Source organism: Chitinophaga sancti, from assembly GCF_034424315.1.
In the GTDB taxonomy this organism is placed as follows: domain Bacteria; phylum Bacteroidota; class Bacteroidia; order Chitinophagales; family Chitinophagaceae; genus Chitinophaga; species Chitinophaga sancti.
Genome location: NZ_CP139972.1, coordinates 2,117,484 through 2,138,604, shown reverse-complemented (window position 1 = coordinate 2,138,604; position 21,121 = coordinate 2,117,484). Strand labels below are relative to the sequence as shown.

Genomic DNA, 21,121 nt, shown 5'->3' with positions numbered 1-21,121 from the left:
CATGAAGAAGATATTTTTAATCGCAGGCTTATTATTCGCAGGGTCATTGACACTGAAAGCCCAGCAGGATGCACAGTACAGCCAGTATATGTTTAACGGGATTTACATCAATCCCGCATATGCTGGCTACAAGGAGCAGCTGAATGCGCATAGTTTCTATCGCAGTCAGTGGACCGGTATCAATGGTGCACCCCGTACATTCTCAGTAGCTGTAGACGCCGCTGTAGCAAATGATAACGTTGGGCTGGCCTTCCAGGTCACCAGCGACAAACTGGGTGCACAAAGCACGCTGGGAGCTTATGGCAGCTACGCATACCGTATTCGCCTGAATGCTGATGGTAGCTCCCGTCTTGCCTTTGGGATCAGTTTCGGTCTTTTGCAAAAGAGCATCAATGCCACAGATCTGGTGACCAATGATCCTGAAACCAGTATGCCTGCGGGTGTTCAGCGCACCTTATCGCCAGACGCAAGGGCAGGGGTATACTTTTCTAATGATCGCTTCTTTGCCGGTTTCTCGGTAGATAACCTGATCACCAACTACCTCAAGAGTGGGCAGTACAAACTAGTGCCACAATCCAAAATGCACTACTACCTCACCGCAGGTATGCTGTTGCCGCTGAATGAAGATTTCCAGCTGAAACCATCCTTCTTACTGAAAGATGACTTAGGGGGTCCTACCAGTTTTGACTGGAATACATTCATCCTCTACAAAGACATCATCTGGCTGGGCGGTTCTTATCGTACAAGAGTGAACCTGTATGACAAGAACTATTTACAAAGCAAGCTGGCCTATAGCAACGCTGTAGTTGCGGCTATCGAGCTTTTCCCTGTGCCAAATATGCGGGTAGGGTATGCCTATGATATTACCACCGGCCCATTGAACGGGTATAGCAGTGGTACACATGAAATATCATTGGGATATACTTTCCCCGGGTTCAAAGTGAGGATGGCCAATCCAAGGGTGTTTTAGCATCAGAATAGCTACAAAAAAAGAAAGGTGTATCGAAAATTCGGTACACCTTTTCTCTTTTATTGGAAAATTATTGGCTTATTGAAAGTCTTATTTAGCAAGAGCATACTTACATACAGCTTCCTGTTTTTTCAAAATTCATATTATCCTTTCTATTTCAAAATCATCACCGGCACCCTTGCATTCCTGCATATTGCTTCTGAAATACTCTTATTAGTTAAATAATACAGGAAACTATGTTTTCCCGGCAATGAAATGATCAACTGGAAATCATTCTCTTTGGTATATTTTATAATCCCGTCAATGATATTCTTCTCATTACTATAATTAATATCATGCTTATAATTCTGCAGGTAACTATGCAAATGCGCCTCCAGGTTTTTGAACTCTTCATTCGGATTAATATACCGTTCCTTCGCATCTACATTCAACACATGCAAATTCATACTCCTCGCTAAGGTGGCGTGTTTTGGATCATTCAGCTTTGCCAGGTTACCCATCATCCTGTAATCGCAAGGCAGCAATACATCGTTGATTGGCCTGAAACTATAATGAGAAGGCACCACCAGCACCCGTACAGGAGAGATCTTTGCAATACTGATAATATTCCCTGCTATAAAACTATTATTGTTTGACTGGCAACTATCACTTCCCAGCAACACCAGGTCCACACTTTCCTCCCTGATCGTCTCATTAATCGCTCTTAATAAAGGCACTTCACTCACAGCTGTCAGCACCGCCATGTCATCCTCCATTCTCGCACTGAGCTCATCCGCCATACTATCCAGTTTCTTTGTGCTTTCTCTCCGTTCCTCCCACCTGAAGTCCTGACTTACAGGCGCATATTCTGCAGATACTGCAATATTATCGAAAACAGAATCGTAAAAGGTCTTTAACAAAATAATACGATTGTAGCCAAACCTGAGTGCCCAATCACTTGCAAAACGAATTGTATTTTCAGTTGTAGCCGTGAAATCAACGGGAATAAGCATCGTTTTCATAATACAAAGTTTTGATCATTCAATAAAGGCATCAGCCTTATTCGTTGTAATAAATTTAAACAAAAAGCATGCGGAAGAAAATGATTTTAATCTGTAAAACAGCTGCAAACAATCAGTGGAATTGCTTAAATAAATTTACACTATTTTTAGCCCGTCTCAACAATTTTTCATGCAAAAAAAGGTTAAACATTGTTTAACTTAAACGTTCATTTAAACTGTAGCCCATAATGAAATTATTCCACTTGTTATGCTGCCTGTTGCCGCTTGCTACACAGGCCCAGGTAGATACTACTCAGCGTCCGGTCTATCATTTTACCCCAGCTAAAAACTGGATAAATGACCCTAACGGCCTGATATATATTAATGGTCAATACCATCTTTATTACCAGTACAACCCATATGATACCAAATGGGGGCATATGAGCTGGGGGCATGCTGTAAGCAGTGACCTGGTACACTGGAAGCACCTGCCGGTGGCCATTCCGGAAGTGGAAAAACCGGATACCACCACCTGGATCTTCTCAGGTTCCGCGGTGCTGGACAAGTCCAATACCAGTGGCTTTGGTAAAAATGCCATCGTAGCCATTTATACGGCCGATCAGCCTAAACAGCAAAAGGAATCCCAGTTCATCGCTTACAGCAACGATGGGGGCATGAGCTACCAACAGTACGCTGGCAACCCGGTCGTAGACCTGCATAAAAAGGATTTCCGCGACCCTAACGTCATCTGGCTGGAAAAACAGCAACACTGGCTCATGACAGTCGCCCTGCCGGGCGAAAAAAAGGTACAGTTTTATAAATCCACTGACCTGAAACATTGGACATTGCTCAGTGAATTTGGCAACCAGGGCGATACCCGCAAGATCTGGGAATGCCCCTCACTGACTCCAATAAATGTAGATGGTGATCCTAAGAAAACTAAATGGTTACTGATGGTTTCCTCCGGCAACCAGGATGCGGAAACCGGCTTGCAATACTTTACCGGCGATTTTGATGGAAAGGAATTTAAAAACGATCATGATGCCGCACATCAGCAATTTGTAGACTTCGGTCCTACCTTCTATGCGGCCATACCTTATAACAATCTTCCGGGTGGTAAAAAGACAATGGTAGGTTGGCTTATGCCTTCGAATCAACCTGCCTATCCATGGACCGGGTCCATGTCTGTTCCAAGAGACCTGGCCCTGAAAACGACACCGCAGGGTGTGCGCTTATTCCAACAGCCATCCAGTGTGATCAAACTACCAGCACATCCATTCGAAAAACAGGATCTGGTGATCAATGATCAGCCCTTTGTGCTGGAGCAGTTTAAAAATAATACCAACTGGATAGATGTCACTTTTGCCGGGGGCACGGCTGCATCTTATGGTATCAAACTGCCACAGGCAGAAATTAGTTGCAATGGGGGAGAACTGGTGATTGCCTGGAAAGATGGAAAGAAAACCCTGACTGTGCCAAAAGGAGCACTGAGACTACAGGTATTACAGGATAAGTCTTCAGTGGAGGTATTTGTAAACGGCGGGGCACAGGTACTCACATTCCTGGTATATCCTGCTAAAGAAGATCATGAAGTTTCCTTATTTGCAAAACAGGGAAATGTAAAAGTGAAGTCACTAAAAGTTTGGGAGCCTAAGTAATTAAATGTTCATAATAAAACATTCATGAAAGAAGGGATTTACCAACGGCAATAAAAACCATTTTTAGAAAAAAAAAGAGCTTGTATCAATAGTAAAATCTCCCGGATCTAATCCGGGCACCTGGCGGAAAGCGTTTTCATATGTGATATTCTCAAGGCCATAAAATGACTGTTGGTACAAGTTCTTTTTTTATTTTATGATTTCAGATTCTCATTCATCTTTTGCACCAGCGCCAGCGCGGTATCAATCTCTCCCTCATCAATATCGCTCACTCCTTTATCATACAATTCACCTACCCAGGACTGCAATACCGTCTGCAATCCTTTTCCCTTCTCTGTCAGAAAGATCAGTTTATTCCTCCTGTCATTTTCATCTTCCATTCTGCGTACCAGGTCTCTCTTCACTAATCCATCAATCTGGTATGTCATACTCGACTTGTCTTTCAACATCAGATCTGCAATCTCCTGCTGATTAACGCCATCTTTTTTATACAGATAAGCCAGGATCTCCAGCAGTTCAAAGGTGATATCGATTTCTTCCTCCCTAATGCGCACGGATATATACTGACGCAAGGTATTCCTTACTTCACCCATGGATCTCAATAGCTCCCGTGCTTTTTCTGATTTAGTTTGTGACGACATAAGTAGGGCAAAGATATTGCTTTTTGCTAATGTGCTGCATCCGCCATGTTTACTTTTGCTTTCGATGTCTTGATGAACAGCAACACAAATGGTACACACACGAGGAACAACACACCTACCCACAGGAATACATCCATGTAAGACAATACCGTAGCTTGTTTCATCACACCGGCATCCATCAGTGCATAGGCTTTGTTTTGTGCAGTCGTTATATCAAATCCTTTCGCACGCATGGCACCGGCCATTTGTGCGACCCGGCCCTGCACATCCGGATTATTTACATCCAGGTGACTTACCAATGTGCTCCTGTGCAGATCTGTCTGCCTGACTACAAATGTAGAGATCAATGCTACCCCAAATGCACCACCCAGTTGTCGCAGCATACCTGAGAACGCAGCTCCCTGGCCAATCTCAGCACCTTTCAATGTGGAGAGAGACATGGTACTTACCGGTACAGATAACAGACCCAGACCAAAGCCTCTTAAGATCAATACCCAAAAGAAGTCATGCGCACTGGTATCAGGGCCAATGATCTTATAGGAAAGTAAACTGTAAATAAAGAAGGCGGTCATGCCGATTGAAATTAAATATTTCTGTGGGATCCCTTTTTGAATGAGCACTGCTACCACCGGCATCATAACTGCCACAAACAGGGTACTTGGCAATTGCAGCATACCCGATTGTTGCGCCGTCCAGCCCAGCAGGGTCTGGGTATACAGAGGTATAACGAAAGTAGAACCAAATAAACCAAAGCCCATGATAAACGAAAGGATCACCCCTATACGAAGATTCCCGTTTTTCAGTACCCTCAGTTGTACGATCGGATATTCATAGGTCATCTGCCGCCATATAAAAAAGAATAAACCGAAAATGGCTGTCACCGTCAATGTGATGATGATCTCACTGCTGTACCAGTCTTCTTCCTGTCCTTTTTCCAAAACATATTGTAAGGAAGAGATGCCAATGGCCAGGAAAGCGATTCCCCACCAGTCTACCTGGCTGGCACTTCTTTTGGATTCGTACTGCGGACTTCTCACATATTGTAAGGTGAGGAGTGCTGCAATGATCCCGATCGGGATATTGATATAAAAGATATAAGGCCAGCTATAATTATCAATAATATACCCACCCAGCGGAGGACCGAGGGTTGGGCCTACGATCACGCCCAGGGTATAAATTGCCTGTGCTGTAGGCCGCTTTTCAGGGGGCCAGCTTTCGGTGATGATGGTCTGTGAGGTAACCAGCAAAGCACCGCCACCAAGGCCCTGCAGGAACCTGAAAATCACCAGCTCCCAGATGTTGGTGGAGTTACCACAGAGAAAAGAACAAACGGTGAAAATAATGACAGAGGCGGCGAAGTAGTTTCTTCGTCCAAACTGCTGGGATAACCAGCTGGTCATCGGAACGATAATAACATTGGCAAGGGAATAGGCCGTAATCACCCAGCTGACCTCATTGAGCGTGGCGCCAAGGCTACCGCGCATATCAGGCAATGCAACGTTCACGATGGTGGTGTCAATAATTTCAAGAAGAGCGCATACGACAGCGGTAATAGTGATAATCACTCTGCGGGAACCATATTCTACCAGCGAAGGGAGCTGTTGCATGTCTATTGAATAATTTCTATAAAGGTATATAATAAAAGGTTGGAATTCCAACCATTTAAATTGCTACTTTCATATTATTTCTCCCAATAATAAAGGCCGGCTTCCTGAGAAACCGGCCTTTAAGTATAATATTTATTTAAACTATTTGATTATCAGTACGCTTCCTGAATAGGTCGTCTTGCCGGTTTTCTTCGGAACGATCACCTTATATAGGTATTCGCCCATAGCAATATTGTCTGCCGTCCAATCATTATTATAGCTATTAGACTCGTAGACAATATTTCCCAGGCGACTATACACCACCAGGTGAGTGCCCGGAAACTTCTCTATTCCCACGATGACGAACTTGTTATTCTGTACGCCACCGGGTCGGAAGGCATTAATAAAGTGGAGGCTCTTATTAGTGATCTCAACAGTATTAATGCTAATATTATTGCTATAGTCTTCTTCTCCTTCTGCTGCATACACGTAAGAAGTGTTCACCACCTTCTCACCGGAGAGTATCCGGCTGGTAAGGGTAATCACTACGCTATCGCCTGGTTCCAGCTTATCTATATGCCAGCTTACCTTTTTCGGACTGGTGCCTGAGACTGCGGTTCCTTTTGTGGCTGTTGTCTGATAAGGCAGATCGAGGTTGTAAGGCAGGGAGTCTGTGATCTCGAGTTTAGTGAAGTTACTGCGGCCTGCATTCTTCACCAGGAGTTTGTAAGTGATATAATCGTCCATCATAGATGGACCCTCGCCAAGGATTGTGTTCCTGATGGTCAGGTTTCCTTTGGATGCTCTGACAGGTACCCTGGTTATCGTATCGCAGCTACCCGTTTTAGGATCACATGCATAAGTAGGCCGGGTGTTGGTACCGTCAGAAACATATGCGGTATTATTGATCCACTCAACGCCTTCCAGGTTCTCATAAGTTTTTACCTGGAACGTCACTTCGGTGATGCCGTTGGCAGCTACGGAAGTGATAGGAAAGCCTACCACACCGGATGAGAGTTGCCAGCCACTTTCCCAGTTGGTATTGGCTGGGATCTTGTCGGTCACCATCAATGGTCCGATGGCGGTGTTGGTGGTATTTCTTACATAAATCTTGTAGGTAATAATCTCCCCTGGCTGGATCTTACCATCCACATTGTTCGCCGGAAGAATAGCCACTTTCCATGCCTGGAAGCTGGTTACGTCATTATCAGCAATGTTGACAGTAGCACTGTAATCAGCGCCAGGTATGAAGGTATTGAAACCATCTGAACCGCTTTCCAGGGTGAGGATGACTGTTCTGGTACCATCCGTTTTAAAGTTGTCGATCACATTGACTGGCAGGGTGACGCTGTTTGCACCGGCGGGAATGATGGCAAGGCCATTTAACATAGTGTAGTCAGTACCGTTAACAGCTGTACCTGCAATGGTGTAGGAGACAATGATATCTTTTGTGGCGATGTAACCAGCTTCGGTACTGATTGTAACAGTACCGTTTGTCGATGGTTCGGCTGCATCTTTTGTTTTTATGATGCTGAGGGTAGGCACAATTTTGTCGGTGATGGTCAGGGGCGTAGTCTCTGTGCTGCCGCCTGTAGCATTAAACGCGTAATTATCTGCATTCGCACTGTGAAAAGTGACAGCCTTACCTGAAACCAGGCCAGTCGTACATTTTGCAATTGAGGCATGACTAAGAAACAACAATAAAAAGGCAACTAATAGGTTGTTTACCAACAGTTTGTTTTGTTCACGCATTCTTAAATATTATGGTGCAAAAAAGGCAACACACGGGCGTTTCAACGCTAGTTTATCCAAACCTTGAGTTGAGGGATTGTAGGCATAGGAATATGGTACAAGGATGTTGACCAGTGTATTATATTAAATTATAATGTAAAGTTATTAAATAAATCCACTATTTATAAGGGTTTGGGTGAATTTACTTTGCTTAATAATGGGGCTATGATTATCAATGGAATACAAAAAGCCTCCGCAGATGCAGAGGCTTACCAGAAAACAATGTTTAACTTTATGTTACTCTATATTCAAACTCTTTACCGGATTGGCAAACGCCAGCTTCAATGTTTGTAATACAATCATTATGGCGGTCAGCAATCCCAATAAAATAATGATAATTACAATAGGCATTACACTGATTTCTATATGGTATTCATAGGTACTTAACCAGAATCGCATCAGGGAGTAGGCAACTGGTATGGCCAGTAAACTGGCAATGATCATGATTCCCATGAAGTCTTTGATGAACAGACGGATGATGCTATTTACCGAAGCTCCCAGTATTTTCCTGATCCCCATTTCACGGGTGCGTTTCTGGATGGTTAGTGACACCAGCCCGATTACCCCTAGTAATACAATGACCAATGCTAATACGGTAGCTGTATATGCGGTTTTTTTCAGCTGGATCTCAGATTTATACATCTTTGCCAGGCTTTCATCCATGAATTTATATTCAAACGGTGCCCCTGGCATTAGCTGCGCCCACTTTTGCTGTACTTTTTCCAGGGCATCCGGCATATTTCCCGCCTTTAGCTTGATTGCAAAATACCTGTAGATATTAAATACCTCTACGGGCAGAAAGACCATGGGTGTGATAGAGAGCTGCATGGACTGGAAGTGAAAATCTTTCGTCACTCCACCAATCGTATACGCATCCTGCAATTCCGCAAACTTTACCTGTTTACCCACAGCATCGGCGGGATCTGGGTATCCTAATGCCTTTGCGAGTTTTGCATTGATCACGATTTTATGTACGTCTACGGGCATGCCTTCCTTGCCCAGGTATTCACCTGCCGCCATTGGTACCTGAAAGGTGGTAGCAAAATGTCTGTCTGTACTTAGCTGGAATGTGGTGATAGCTGAAGTAGCATCTCCTCCCAGGGGGAATATATTCAGGCTTCCGCCGTTATTTCCGTCCATGATCTCATAGGTCAGGCTTACATCCTTGATAACCGGGGATTCGGCCAATAGCTTCCTGATACCTTGCATCTTCAACACACCTGCCGGTGACCAGTCTCTCGGTACCTGTGCACTGATCACAAATTCTTTTTCATAGCCAATTCCCTTGCTGAAAAACAATTGTATCTGCTTCGTAATGATGAATGCACCAATCAGTACTACAACTGCTGTGAAAAATTGAAACGCTACCAGTGACTTCCTTAGCAGGATATTTTCTTTTACTGATTTTAGAGATCCTTTCAGACTGCTTAAAGAGGGCAGTGCTGATAAAACAAAGGCTGGATATAGTCCTGCCGCTAATCCTGTCAGGATGACAAATAATAAAAGATATGTTATAAAATATACCGGAAAATCGCTTAAAGCAGGCAATGGCTTACCTACCAACTGCTCAAACCAGGGAGCTGATAGTAAATAGCATCCAAATGCGAGTAAGGTAGAAATACATACAGTGATCATGGATTCTACCAGGAATTGTACTACCAGTTGGTGTTTTTTGCCGCCCAATACTTTTCGCATACCTATCTCTTTCATTCTTGAAGCAGCGCGGCTTACAGAGATATTGATAAAATTGATCAGCGCCATCAGCAATATAAACAAACCAATGGCGGATAGGGTAAACAGCATTTTTCTTACGAGGCCATTGTTTTGATTGAGATAATTATCCCGCACATTCACTACATCCGGTGTAAGATTTTCATACACGTTTGCAGGGGTATTTTCTTTCAGCAGTTTTTTAATTGGCCCATAGAGCTGACTGGCCCTGACACCGGCTTGTAATTCAATGTAGCCAACGATGTACATATTTGTCCAGTTATCGATCGTTCTCCCGAAATAACTGATAGAACTTTCCGGCAGAATAATACCGTTCCTGTAATTGGAGATCAGGTCCGTCACGGCATTGTCGCGGGGAGTCCTGATCACTGCTGTCAGTATAAAAGGTTGTCTTTGCCCTGCCATATTTTCAATCTCTACAGATCTGCCGATGGCATTCACCGTACCGAAGTATTTCTTCGCCATCGGTTCCGTCATGATCATGGAGTTAGGGGTAGACAGGGCATTGCCCGCATTCCCTGCCATTACCCTGAACCCAAACATATTTAGAAAGGTAGAATCACCTATTTGTACCGATTCCTTAAAGTCTTTCTGATCGCCATGTACGGTCAGGGTAACACCATCCCATCTGTAATAATTCTTTACCAGTGAGGGGTATTGTTCCTTCAGGGCTTTGGGTAATGCACCTGAAGTAGAGAGGTCAAAGCCCATATTCGGATCTTTCCACCTGCTCCGGATCACAAACTGCCGGTCTGCGTTTTTGAGCTCCTTATTCACCTGCAGCTCGTTCCATACGTGTGCCATGATCATGCCCGTAAAGGCAATGCCGATGGCAAGTCCGACAATGTTCAGGATAGCATGAAAGCGGTTCTTTTTCATGTTCCGCCAGGCGATCAGGAAGTAGTTCAACAGCATAATGTTGGGTTTGGGTCTCCTGGTGTGGACAAAGGGAGTGCCTATTATACGTCTTATTGAAAATTAGGGAATTATATGGATATAAGAGTTGGATATGTTCGCTAACAGTACATGAATTGTCCGGAAATGACCAATATTTATATTTTGAGTCAATTCCCCTTTCGTTGCAATTAAGCCGGCCAGAGGCTCTTTTAGGGTTACCCTGCAGGTGCCTGCAAGTGGATCCGGGTGATTTTTGGAATAGGAACCTGAATTGATATACAACCCGCACATTGATTATTAATACATTTTGCCATAAATTGCGGAACTTTAAGGAGAGCTTTTTACATTAATGTGGTTATGAATGAATAATGTACAAACAAACTATAAACGTATTGTTGTCTCAAACATCATCCATTTCTTTAACCGACTTTTAAATACAGGGGTACATGAAGCAAATGGCATTGCCCGCAACCGTCAGATCCGAACCGTAAATATTGCGGGGCTAACTGGCGGATTGGCTTCTCTTATGTTTAGCCTGATCAATACCTGCCTGGGAAATTACCTCCTTGTACTGATTAATATTACCACCATGGCCTGCCTTTTCAGTATGGTGTACTTCAATGAAAAGAAGAAGTACGACCTCGGGCCAATGATCACGATGCCGCTCTGTGCAATGGAGCTATCCGCCAGTGCGCTGATTTATAACAACAATATGGAGTTGTACCTCCTGCTGGTGGTATGCTTATCCCTGATCCTGCTGAACAATAAATGGGTCATGCTCATCCTCGGTATATTCAGTGCCATACTGCTGGGTGTTACGCATCGTTTGGCACCACATACTGTTATACACCAGGTTAGCGAGGGGCGGAGAATAATGAATGCGGTGATCTGGCTGATCATGCTGCTGTTCTGTTTGTATTATTTCCGGCTGCAGATTATGGGGTACACGAAAGAGCTGGAAGAATCCAACCGGCAACTGAACGTAGCCAACAAAACCCGCGAGAAACTGATCTCCATTCTTGCACACGATATGAGCTCGCCCATCAATACGCTCTTCTTTATGCTGGACCTCCTGCAGGAAGATATGCTGTCCGGCAAGGACTTTGCAGAATCATCCCGGCTACTGATATTACAGGCGAGAAACCTGCAGGAAAATATGGATGGTCTGCTGCAATGGTGCTATACACAAATGAAAGGTATTGCACCACAACCAGCTAATTTCAACCTCGTGGCACTAATCGGGGAAGTCATTACATTTCTACAACCTCAATTTCAAAAAAAGCACATCCGGTTACAAAACGACATCGCACAATATACCTGTATCATCAATGCAGACCCGGACCATGTACGTCTTATTATCCGCAATTTATTAAGTAATGCCATCAAGTTTAGTTACCAGGAAGCGATTATAGTACTGAGTATGGAAGATAAGGGGAGTGAAGTGATCATTTCTGTAACCGATTTTGGAGTAGGGATCCGTGCTGCAATACTGGAAAGTATCTTTGCCGCCGATAAAATTCATTCCACGCCAGGTACCGGCAACGAAAAGGGAATCGGACTGGGGCTTAGTCTCAGCGAGGAATTTGCACAGAAAAATAATGGGTTTCTTTCCGTAGCGAGTGAAGAAGGGAAAGGTAGTACTTTCAGTCTGCACCTCCATAAATAGTTTCCTGTTTTTATAAGGTGTATATCACTACAGCATAAACGAAAAGTCATACGTCATTTTCATTTTTAGAGATCGGTATAAGGTGCCAGTATTAACCGGTCTCCCAGAGAAAGTGTTATTTTAATGAGGAACCAGCTTATGCCAACAGCAGCTCCTATATTGTTTCCGCATAAGTATCCTCGATTCCGCGCATGCTTTCCCCCGATGAGCCTACTTTTATGGGTCGAACCATTGAGATGTGTCCTTTTTTGCACACACTGTTGGAGAATTTTTATAATTTTAGCCTAAACCACAACGTCATAGTGAAGCTAACAGCCAACATCCGCCAAATCCTGCTCCTGGTCTTATTCTCCAGCGCAGCTGGCGCCCAGGAAAAATCTCCGGTTGCATATGTCAATCCCTTTGTCGGCACTACCAAAAGTGCGGTGCTGACCAAATGGGGCAGCGAAGGCGGTTGCTATCCCGGTGCTGTAGCTCCTCACGGTTATTATCAGTTGACACCGGAAACAAGGAGAACGGGTGCCAGAGGCTATGACTACCAGGACAGTACAATCTGCTATTTCACCTGTAAGGACCATCATAGCGGTTTCCCCGGTGGTGCAGCAGGCAATGTATTCGTGATGCCTGTCAGTGACCATCAATCTTTCGATCCCGATCATTACAGCCGGCAATTTTCTCACAAAGATGAAACGGCGGTACCGGGATATTATAAAGTTCATTTTAAAGACAACCAGACTACCGTAGAAACAACAGCCTCACAGGACGGGGGGATATTTCGGTTTACATTTTCAGAAAAAGTAAAGCCGCAGATCTTTGCCAGCGAATCATTGCACTTTAGTGCGACTCCTGAAGAACAGCGCAGCGTAAAAGGGGGTACCTTATACATTTTCAAAAAAGGTATCACCATTATAGAAGCATCAATTGGAAATAATACGCTTTCATTTGATGCCCTTAAAGCCGCTACTTACAAGCAATGGAATGAGCTGCTATCAGTCGTGGAGATCAATGATGACAACGAAAAAGGCAAGGCAATATTTTATACTGCTCTTTATCATTCACTCTTATTACCATGGCTGAATAATGGTCATTATGGAGGATTCTCACCCTGGGATACTTTTCGTACCCTGCACCCTTTGCTCAGTCTCCTCTATCCTGATCTGCAGGCTGCCATGATCCGTTCCATGCTGGATGTATACCATGCCAGCGGTCATCTGCCTACCGAGAGCATGACGGGCAATCATAGCATTCCTATTATCACCGATGCGTATTTTAAAGGCATTCCGATGGACAAGGAGGAAGTATACAAAGCTATGCAGCAGAGCATCAACGATACACCTTACCTGCAGGTAGACATGCCGGTTTATCACGAACTGGGTTATATACCTTTCACATATCCCGAATCCGTAACCCGCACCGTTGAATATGCATATGACGATTGGGCTTTGAACCTGTTTACAAAAGAAGCAATGCATGAGAAGGTGAATGATGACAGGAGCCTGGCCTTCCGTCACTTATTGCATATCCCTTCCCTGTTCCTGCTACCCCGCAATAGAAATGAATTTAAACTGCATCCTGGCAATACCGGTTATAAAGAAGGCGACCAATGGGTGTATTCTTTCTTCGTGCCACAGCATCCACGTGAACTCATTAATATGATGGGAGGGGATGAGTTGTTCGCGCTCCGCCTGGATACGGCATTGGAAAGAAAGCATATTATTTTCGACAACGAAACCGTCTTTCACGTTCCTTACCTTTTTAATGAAGCCAACAGGCCCGATCTCACGCAGTTGTGGGTAAGGAAGATCATGCAGGACCGTTTTTCAAATACCCCCGGAGGGCTACCTGGCAATGATGACCTGGGCGCTACTTCAAGCTGGTACTTATTCAGTGCCATGGGGTTATACCCACTAGCCCCGGGTAAGCCGCTGTATGCATTGGGTATTCCAGCCTTTAAGGAAATGAGGATTCACCTGAAAGACGGAAAAACCCTGACGATAAAAAGCAATGATACCCATAATCCTTATGTACAACAGGTACGCTTAAACGGTGTTGTTTATCAGGGTCTGAATGTGGCGCATGAGTTTATCAGACGTGGTGGCACACTGGAATTCGAAACGGGTATTGCGCCGGTACCCAGCCGTGAAAATGTAAATCGTACCGTGATCAGGCTTACCGAAATCACTATGGATACTGTTGCTACTGCTGATCAGCCTTTCCCAATTGGCTTTACCTTGATCAATAATGGCGACGCCGGCGTCTATCGGATAAATATTATGCTGAACGGACAGCTCTGTGGTAGCAAAAATTGCCTGATCGGCAAGGGCGCAAGACTGAGGGATTCCGTTCAATGTTACCTGTACAAGGCAGGGGAGAATGTGCTGCAACTGAATGAGCAGGCAGAAAGAAAGGTAATGCTTAAAACGCCTTTGATCAATGCATCCCCTGTTATTTCGGACCTTGTCTTACAGCCATTGCTTAAGAAAGACAGCATTCAGCGTATCACCTTCGCTGTTATGAATAAGCAGGGAACTAAGAAAACCTTTACTATTCCTGCATATCTGGATGGTAAACCTTTTTACAGCGCGAAACTGACCCTGGAACCCGGCGAGAAAAAGGTAGTGAGTTGCCAGGTGAAAACCGGCTTGATAGGTTGGCATAATGTTAAAATTTCTGAAATCAGTGATCGCTTTAAAGTGTACAAAGATCCGCAGGAATCATTGTTATTGTCACTCAGAGGAGTGAAGGATGTATCAGGTTTTGAAAATGATGCGCAGATTATTTCATCAGGAGAAATGAAAGCTCCGGGCAATCATCCATTCCTTTCTGATTCAAATACTTATATCGAAATTCCGAATGCCCGCAGCCTCGACGAAATGGGTACTACACTCACAATGATGGCCTGGATTTACCCTACAGAAAAGGTGCCTGGATTGGTCGATGTATTTTCCAAGGGAGATACGCATGTGCTGCAAATTGTAGATGGTAAAATGTTAAGTTTTTTTGCAGGGGGTTGGGGCAGGGGAGATATTACCGTACCTTTGCCGGAACATTGGTTGGACCACTGGCATCATATTGCCGGAGTATGTGATAAACAGAGACTTAAGATTTATATAGATGGCGTTTTGAAAGGCGAAACAAAACTGGATGAACCAGTTAATCTGTCAGTAGGGCATAAATGGACATTGGGGCGTAATGAAGAATTTCCCGGAACCCGTATTTTCAAAGGCTATATTGAACAAGCAAAAATTTTTTCTGATCCTATTGAAATAACTAATTGCCAATGTATTGGGGAAAGACCCGTGCAATAAAATAAAAATTTCACCAGTCCTATTTGAAAAACTAAGAAACCACGTAAAAAAATATTGGGGATATTCCCGTGCTAAAAACCAAAATTGACACCCTATGCCAAAGGCAAAATTCCTGTTATTGGCAGCTATGATCACCTGTCTGATAGCGACAGGATGTGGGAGTAGCTGTACGAAAACTACCACCATTTCAACAGGCCAACTATCCAGCCACTTTGATGGTAACTGGAAGTATGAAAACAAAGAACTCGGCTTTTCATTGAATCTGCCTAATGAATGGTTCCTGCAAACCTCCCTTGGAAGAATTCAGTATTACGTACCGCTAAGCAAAAATGCACCTGAGGACATGGTTCGTCAAAAGACCCTGAGCCTGGAAGATGCACAGGCCAACAAGGGCGCACTGTTTACCGTTCGTGATGTAATGCCTGAAGAAGGTGCAGGTGCTGCTATTAGCTTTGTATTGACAGATCCTCAGGCTAAAGGGGAGGAAAATACAGACCTTAAAATTGGATCAGAAACACTGAAAGGCGCTTCTGCTAAAACATCCAGGGGTACTAATACAATTACCGTATTCAAAAATTATGGTTGTTTCGATCTGAAGATCTTTGCAGAATATACTACACCGGAGCAATTAGCAAAAATAAAAGCGCTGCTTGCCTCAGCAAAATTATAGGCTTTCCTTTAATCCGGCCGCAAGCCAACGTTCAAATAAAAAAGCTTTTGCCAAAGGCAAAAGCTTTTTTATTTGAATTGGTTTTCATCCCCGTAGGTGAATTCCACCTTTCATGAATGTTTTATTTGCTAATATATTTTTCGAAGTAACTCTCTGTACTTATGATACACCTCTTTCGCAATAACCACCTCATCTCCACTTGTCACAACCGGATAAACTTCTTTCGCATTTACCCAGTTCCATTCCCAATTCTCCATCTTCTCTTCAAACGTTTTCAGATCCATTTGCTGTCCTGTTCTTAAACACTGTGTGCCATAATCAAAAAACTGTTTCCATCTTGCCCTGTAAAAGTTCTTTATCAGGCCTGACCACTGTCTGGAAGAATACTCATGCAGCGGACTTTTCTTATCTCCCCATAAAGTAATCAGATCTCTCGCATTCATCTCATACAGCGCTTTTTCCTGCTGGTTTGTTCCCCAGCTCTTTGCATCTGCCAGCCATCTTCCTAAGAGGAAATCCTTTCTCGTTGCCAGCAAACGATCCATATCGTCCAGCATCATTAAAAACGCTTCGTTATATTTCTTAAATGCCACACTATCCTTCGCTTTATATGCTTTTGCTACCTGTTGCTGCAAGGAATCCGCATAGTTTGCCAGCACCTGTCTTGTTACATCCACAATATCATACCTGAATCCATCACTGCTTTTTAACACATCTGCCGCTGTGATGAGGTGATCCCATGCAGGTAATAGATTTCCCGGTGCATAGTTCAGATGCGTGAGGGTTCGGTGTGCAACAGTATCAAATGTAGGACGGCCGGTGAGGATACTTTCTGGCGTACCTTCCGTTAAACCGCCATTATACACCGTTTTATGCAGGATGGCCCATGCCGCTTCCGCATCTGTATTTTGCCTGCCATAACGTCTCCACGCATACGATTTTAACCAGCTATCGAGATCGGTCGGCTGATCATTCCATACATTATCCATCATCAGCGCATACATGGCTGGATTCTGTTCAATCGCTTCAGGTGTTACACCAATCCCTACCAGGTTACCGGCAGTAGAATCATGCAGGGCATTAGCGGGATCGTGGGCTACATGATCCATTCTGCCATACATACCGATATTGCCACCAAAGTTCTGCAGCATACACCAGATCCATTGTTTACCATAATAGGCATTCGTTCTGTTCCACACAGGGAAATTGTCGCTGAACAAGTCCAATACAATCATCCTGTCATCAGGAGCAGCAGTAAGCAATGCCTTTATCTGCGCCGGATGCCAGAAATCTTTCTGATAATGGAACATCCATCCCTGCATTACCCAGATTGCCGCAGGGTCTGCATCGATCATAGACTGATAGATCTTTTTACTGATCTTATGCAGATAGGAAGAATCGTTGGTAGGAGGTAAGTTCTCATTAAAGGTATCAGAAGAGTAGAAGTGGTCAGTACCAAAAGTGCTTGTTTCTTCTTCAATAAATTCCTTTCCGATCTTTGAGAACAAAGGATCTTCCGGTTCTAGAATATATACATCGTCAAAGCCGGCATCCCAGTTAGTTTTCTTCACTTTTGCATTCGGGAATTTTTGCCTGAAAGCCGGTGGCACATGTCCAGTAAACGCAGGTAGCACAGGTTTCATCCCCAATGATCTTTCTCTTTCCAGGATCTTCTTCTGCAATTCTTCCTGGTCTTTCATGAACTGCTGTGGCAGCGGTCCTCCCCATCCATCCAGGTTTCCCATCCAGAACCAGTTAAAGAAACAGGGTCCACTGAAGAAACTATTCAGATCATTATCCGTGAATCCCATTTTCTTGTACACGCGGCTCCACACTGAGTTTTGACCGGTCAGTGCCAGTGGCATATTTACGCCATTGAGCGCCATCCAATCAATCTCCCATTGCCAGCGATCCCATTTCCACCAGCTCATGGTGTAATTGAACGTACAATAGTTCAGGTAATAACGATATTGATAAGGTGTTCTTTTATGCACTTTCGTGGGTACTTTTGGCAGCGGGTTGGGCAGGTCCATATTGGTACCATTCCAGCTGATATCGCAGTGCGCATAATTTTTCAGATAATAGTTAAGCGCACTGGCTATACTAAGGCCATTACTACCTTTCAGGAGAATGGTATTGCCCTGCGATTCCAGTTCAAACACATCATGCCCTTTTTCCTGTGAGATGAAACGGGTTTGAAAATGCATGGCCTGTGATCGCATGATCCTTTTCACCAGGTCGTCAATGGCTTTCTTGTCCTGACCTACAGTCGGAATGGCCTTAAAGCCAAGAAATAATAACGTAAAAAGCAGGGATGTACGAAAAGATAGTTGCATAGGAGATAAAGATAAGACGGCTCAGCAATATCTGCTAATAAAAAATGCAGGGTTACATGGGGTGAGCAGGCGCTGAATAGATTCTTATAGCCAATAAAAAATCCCGGTCACATCACTGTAACCGGGATCTGAATGTATGCTTCTGTTTTATTGATTAGCCGCTTTCTTTTTCTTAGCGTGATCCACGATCGCACCTGTACCTGCACCTACACCAGCACCAATTACAGTACCGATCGCTGCACCTTTCAGGTGATCCTTATTAATAAGCGCACCCGTGATGGCACCAGCACCTGCACCTACTACTGCACCTTTCGCAGTATGACTCCAGCCTTTCTTCTTGGTAGTCGTCGTCGTAGCGCCTGAACTGCTGGCAGCACTATTTGCACTGCTGTTTTGTGCTGCAACTGCTGCATGGTGTTCATGTGCCGCCGCCTTTGCTTCTTTCACAGAGTCGAGCACCTGCTGCCTGATAGCGTTTGCGGTATTTACTGAATCTACAGCCTCCTTTTTGGCTGCTTCGATCGCCGCCTGGTCTGCTGAATTGTGACAAGCGAATAAGACGGCTGATGTTGCTAAAGCGAGAAATATCTGTTTCATGGTCGTAGTTTTTTAATTCATCTGGAATATAGACCTGTAAAATTGTGCCAGATTAATAGATGAATCTGGTTTTGAAGGCGAATTTAGATAATATCGCCATATATAAACTCACTATAAACAGGGATTTTATCCTGAAAAAGGAAAGACCCGCTTGCCAATTAGGCAAACGGGTCTTTAAATCAATTATTTAGAAGCATTTTAAGCGGTCAAAGAAAATGTATAACTATGATTCGCTGCCAGGAACTTCGTCACATCTTCCGCATTGCCGGTAAAAGGCCCTGATCCTTCGATCTTTAAAGTAGCCATCGCGGCTGCAAATTCTCCTGCGTCCTGTGGATTTGCATTCCTTGCACGCTGGGAGAGATAGCCTGCCATATAAGTATCGCCACAACCTGTAGCGTCTACTACAGAAGTTGTGGGGATATAAGCCGGAATATCATACCAGTTCTGGTCTTTATACACCACAGATCCTCTACTGCCCAGGGTAATGATCACTTCTTTTACGCCCCATGACGCCAGGGTGATCGCCCCTTTACGTACATCACTCGTGCCTGTCAGCACCTCCATCTCAGACTCATTCGCTTTCAGGATATGCACATATTGTAAAGCTTCTTTTTTTGCTGGCCAGTCAATATGAATGACCTGCTCATTTTCGACCTTGCGCAGGTACCCCTGCACATCCAGGGACACTTTCCCTTTCTTTGCCAGTTCCCTGATTACAGATACCGGGATATCATCCGCTACCAGTGGGCCAAGGTGAAAGAAACGGGCGTTGATATCAGACAGTTGTTCCGGTGTGAACGGATCTGCCAGCTGACTTACACGTTGAGTTCTATGATCCTGATTTTCAGAGTAAATGTTCTCAAAGTAAAGGGTGTTGGCACTTGGCAGTACCACAATTTCAGTTCCATTAGCCCTCAGTTCTTCGGCGATGTACATCTCTTTTTGTGCGAGTGCCGTCACCATTGAATATTTTACATCCATATTCCGGATGGCACTGGAGAAATAAAATGATGTTCCACCAGGCATATGTACCACCGAGCGGGTAGTTACTACTTTATCTAATGTAATATGTCCTATACAACAAATGTCATACATGCTTAGTCCGGTTTATAGCGTTGATCCTAACAGGGAACAAAGGTAAATATTACCCCGTCTATTCCCAAGAATATTCAGGATGATTGGTATCCTCTTTTACAGTTTAGCCTGTAATTGCTGGCGAACAGCAGGAACTACTTTTCGACCCAGTAACTCAATGGAATTCAGCATTTTGTCATGCGGTAGCTCGCCTTTGATAATCTGAGCCAGGAAACGGGTATGATTGAAAAGTTTACTTTGATAGATGATTTTGTCCACCACCTCCTGTACACTACCTACAAAAAGTGGTCCTTCGGGAGAGCGCAAGTACTCATATTGGCCCCGGGTAATAGGTGACCATCCCCTTTCTTCCCCCACACGGTTCATAAGTTTTTCGTAAGTGGGCCAGAATTCATTGGCGGCAGTTTCAGAGTCGCCGGCTATATACATCTGGCTATTGATGGCCAGGGGCAGCGTATCCGGGTTATGACCTGCATCCGCCCCAGACTGACGGAATAATTTCACGATATTCAGGAACTGCTTTGGCATGCCTCCTAATACGGCTACGGTCATACCCAGGCCCATTCTACCGGCTCTGGCGGCGGATGCGGGAGTGCCTCCGATAGCGAGCCAGATAGGCAGTTTATCCTGGTAAGGACGGGGATAAACGCCTCTTTCCCGGATGGGTGCCCGGTATTTACCCTGCCAGCTGAGCACCTCATTGTTATTAATCTGGGTGAGCATATCCAGTTTTTCAATGAACAGCTCATCATAATCATTTAAATGATAGCCAAACAGCGGAAATGACTCAATAAAAGAGCCCCTGCCGGCCATAATTTCTGCCCTGCCATTGGATATTAGGTCCAGGGTGGCAAAGTTTTGAAAGGTCCTTACCGGGTCGGCAGAACTCAATACGGTAACGGAACTGGAAAGCCGGATGTTTTTAGTTACGGAAGCAATGGCTCCCAGGGCAACCTCTGGTGCAGAAATGATAAAATCGGGCCGGTGATGTTCCCCAACGGCAAAAACATCCAATCCGATTTCGTCGGATAGTTTCGCTTCTTCCAATAATTCCTGCATCCGGGTATGAGCATTGAGGGCCCTCCCTGGTACATGATCCGGTGTTACTTCTCCAAATGTGCTGATACCGAACTCCATAGTTTACTCCTTTTTTTCGTGGCGCAAAGATCGGACAATTCAGGGTAATGGAGAA

The 21,121-nt window shown here is 44.3% G+C and carries 14 protein-coding genes; 5 read left to right on the top strand and 9 right to left on the bottom strand.

Going from position 1 to position 21,121, the window contains the following annotated elements; genetic code table 11:
- Position 1: 1 nt before the first annotated feature.
- Positions 2 to 970 carry a PorP/SprF family type IX secretion system membrane protein gene (locus U0033_RS08210; RefSeq protein ID WP_072362280.1) on the top strand — a complete coding sequence of 323 codons (969 nt, stop codon included), beginning with the start codon at positions 2 to 4 and terminating at the stop codon, positions 968 to 970.
- A 152-nt stretch (positions 971 to 1,122) separates the two neighbouring features.
- Here U0033_RS08210 and U0033_RS08205 read toward each other — a convergent pair whose 3' ends face one another.
- On the bottom strand, positions 1,123 to 1,971 hold the full coding sequence (locus tag U0033_RS08205) for a universal stress protein (protein ID WP_072362281.1): 849 nt from the start codon (positions 1,969 to 1,971) through the stop codon (positions 1,123 to 1,125).
- A gap of 227 nt (positions 1,972 to 2,198) precedes the next feature.
- On the opposite strand from U0033_RS08205, the gene U0033_RS08200 reads away from it, so the two are divergent.
- Entirely contained in the window at positions 2,199 to 3,608 is a 1,410-nt protein-coding gene (locus tag U0033_RS08200; protein ID WP_072362283.1) for a glycoside hydrolase family 32 protein, read from the top strand.
- Positions 3,609 to 3,802: 194 nt separating this feature from the next.
- On the opposite strand, the gene U0033_RS08195 is transcribed toward U0033_RS08200, so the two are convergent.
- The 4 genes from U0033_RS08195 to U0033_RS08180 all read right to left on the bottom strand — a co-directional run bounded on the left by U0033_RS08195 (position 3,803) and on the right by U0033_RS08180 (position 10,272).
- Positions 3,803 to 4,249: a MarR family winged helix-turn-helix transcriptional regulator gene (locus tag U0033_RS08195; protein WP_072362285.1), complete on the bottom strand. Its 447-nt coding sequence runs from the start codon at positions 4,247 to 4,249 to the stop codon at positions 3,803 to 3,805.
- Between the two features lie 26 nt (positions 4,250 to 4,275).
- On the bottom strand, positions 4,276 to 5,856 hold the full coding sequence (locus tag U0033_RS08190) for a DHA2 family efflux MFS transporter permease subunit (RefSeq protein WP_072362287.1): 1,581 nt from the start codon (positions 5,854 to 5,856) through the stop codon (positions 4,276 to 4,278).
- Positions 5,857 to 5,997: 141 nt separating this feature from the next.
- Positions 5,998 to 7,587 (bottom strand): T9SS type B sorting domain-containing protein, encoded by a 1,590-nt coding sequence (locus tag U0033_RS08185; protein ID WP_072362289.1) that lies wholly within the window; start codon positions 7,585 to 7,587, stop codon positions 5,998 to 6,000.
- Between the two features lie 276 nt (positions 7,588 to 7,863).
- The gene (locus tag U0033_RS08180) at positions 7,864 to 10,272 is read right to left on the bottom strand and encodes an ABC transporter permease (protein WP_072362291.1); all 2,409 of its coding nucleotides are present in this window, start codon (positions 10,270 to 10,272) and stop codon (positions 7,864 to 7,866) included.
- A 343-nt stretch (positions 10,273 to 10,615) separates the two neighbouring features.
- On the opposite strand from U0033_RS08180, the gene U0033_RS08175 reads away from it, so the two are divergent.
- The 3 genes from U0033_RS08175 (at position 10,616) to U0033_RS08165 (ending at position 15,898) form a co-directional block, all read left to right on the top strand.
- Positions 10,616 to 11,920, top strand: coding sequence for a sensor histidine kinase (locus U0033_RS08175; RefSeq protein WP_072362295.1), 1,305 nt, complete (start codon positions 10,616 to 10,618; stop codon positions 11,918 to 11,920).
- A gap of 302 nt (positions 11,921 to 12,222) precedes the next feature.
- Positions 12,223 to 15,228, top strand: a complete 3,006-nt coding sequence (locus tag U0033_RS08170; RefSeq protein ID WP_177318618.1) for a GH92 family glycosyl hydrolase — start codon at positions 12,223 to 12,225, stop codon at positions 15,226 to 15,228.
- Between the two features lie 94 nt (positions 15,229 to 15,322).
- Entirely contained in the window at positions 15,323 to 15,898 is a 576-nt protein-coding gene (locus U0033_RS08165; protein ID WP_072362299.1) for a hypothetical protein, read from the top strand.
- 128 nt (positions 15,899 to 16,026) lie between these two features.
- On the opposite strand, the gene U0033_RS08160 is transcribed toward U0033_RS08165, so the two are convergent.
- From U0033_RS08160 to U0033_RS08145, 4 genes are all read right to left on the bottom strand, one after another.
- Positions 16,027 to 18,234, bottom strand: coding sequence for an alpha-N-acetylglucosaminidase (locus tag U0033_RS08160; RefSeq protein WP_072362301.1), 2,208 nt, complete (start codon positions 18,232 to 18,234; stop codon positions 16,027 to 16,029).
- A 147-nt stretch (positions 18,235 to 18,381) separates the two neighbouring features.
- Positions 18,382 to 18,831 carry a hypothetical protein gene (locus tag U0033_RS08155; protein WP_072362302.1) on the bottom strand — a complete coding sequence of 150 codons (450 nt, stop codon included), beginning with the start codon at positions 18,829 to 18,831 and terminating at the stop codon, positions 18,382 to 18,384.
- A 198-nt stretch (positions 18,832 to 19,029) separates the two neighbouring features.
- Positions 19,030 to 19,929: a PfkB family carbohydrate kinase gene (locus U0033_RS08150; protein ID WP_072362304.1), complete on the bottom strand. Its 900-nt coding sequence runs from the start codon at positions 19,927 to 19,929 to the stop codon at positions 19,030 to 19,032.
- 96 nt (positions 19,930 to 20,025) lie between these two features.
- Positions 20,026 to 21,066, bottom strand: coding sequence for an LLM class flavin-dependent oxidoreductase (locus U0033_RS08145; protein ID WP_072362305.1), 1,041 nt, complete (start codon positions 21,064 to 21,066; stop codon positions 20,026 to 20,028).
- Positions 21,067 to 21,121: the final 55 nt, after the last annotated feature.

Excerpts from the sequence above, each read along its gene's own strand:
- U0033_RS08210 (WP_072362280.1), top strand. The coding sequence starts at position 2 with ATGAAGAAGATATTTTTAATCGCAGGCTTATTATTCGCAGGGTCATTG.
- U0033_RS08205 (WP_072362281.1), bottom strand. The coding sequence starts at position 1,971 with ATGAAAACGATGCTTATTCCCGTTGATTTCACGGCTACAACTGAAAAT.
- U0033_RS08200 (WP_072362283.1), top strand. The coding sequence starts at position 2,199 with ATGAAATTATTCCACTTGTTATGCTGCCTGTTGCCGCTTGCTACACAG.
- U0033_RS08195 (WP_072362285.1), bottom strand. The coding sequence starts at position 4,249 with ATGTCGTCACAAACTAAATCAGAAAAAGCACGGGAGCTATTGAGATCC.
- U0033_RS08190 (WP_072362287.1), bottom strand. The coding sequence starts at position 5,856 with ATGCAACAGCTCCCTTCGCTGGTAGAATATGGTTCCCGCAGAGTGATT.
- U0033_RS08185 (WP_072362289.1), bottom strand. The coding sequence starts at position 7,587 with ATGCGTGAACAAAACAAACTGTTGGTAAACAACCTATTAGTTGCCTTT.
- U0033_RS08180 (WP_072362291.1), bottom strand. The coding sequence starts at position 10,272 with ATGCTGTTGAACTACTTCCTGATCGCCTGGCGGAACATGAAAAAGAAC.
- U0033_RS08175 (WP_072362295.1), top strand. The coding sequence starts at position 10,616 with ATGAATAATGTACAAACAAACTATAAACGTATTGTTGTCTCAAACATC.
- U0033_RS08165 (WP_072362299.1), top strand. The coding sequence starts at position 15,323 with ATGCCAAAGGCAAAATTCCTGTTATTGGCAGCTATGATCACCTGTCTG.
- U0033_RS08160 (WP_072362301.1), bottom strand. The coding sequence starts at position 18,234 with ATGCAACTATCTTTTCGTACATCCCTGCTTTTTACGTTATTATTTCTT.
- U0033_RS08155 (WP_072362302.1), bottom strand. The coding sequence starts at position 18,831 with ATGAAACAGATATTTCTCGCTTTAGCAACATCAGCCGTCTTATTCGCT.
- U0033_RS08150 (WP_072362304.1), bottom strand. The coding sequence starts at position 19,929 with ATGTATGACATTTGTTGTATAGGACATATTACATTAGATAAAGTAGTA.
- U0033_RS08145 (WP_072362305.1), bottom strand. The coding sequence starts at position 21,066 with ATGGAGTTCGGTATCAGCACATTTGGAGAAGTAACACCGGATCATGTA.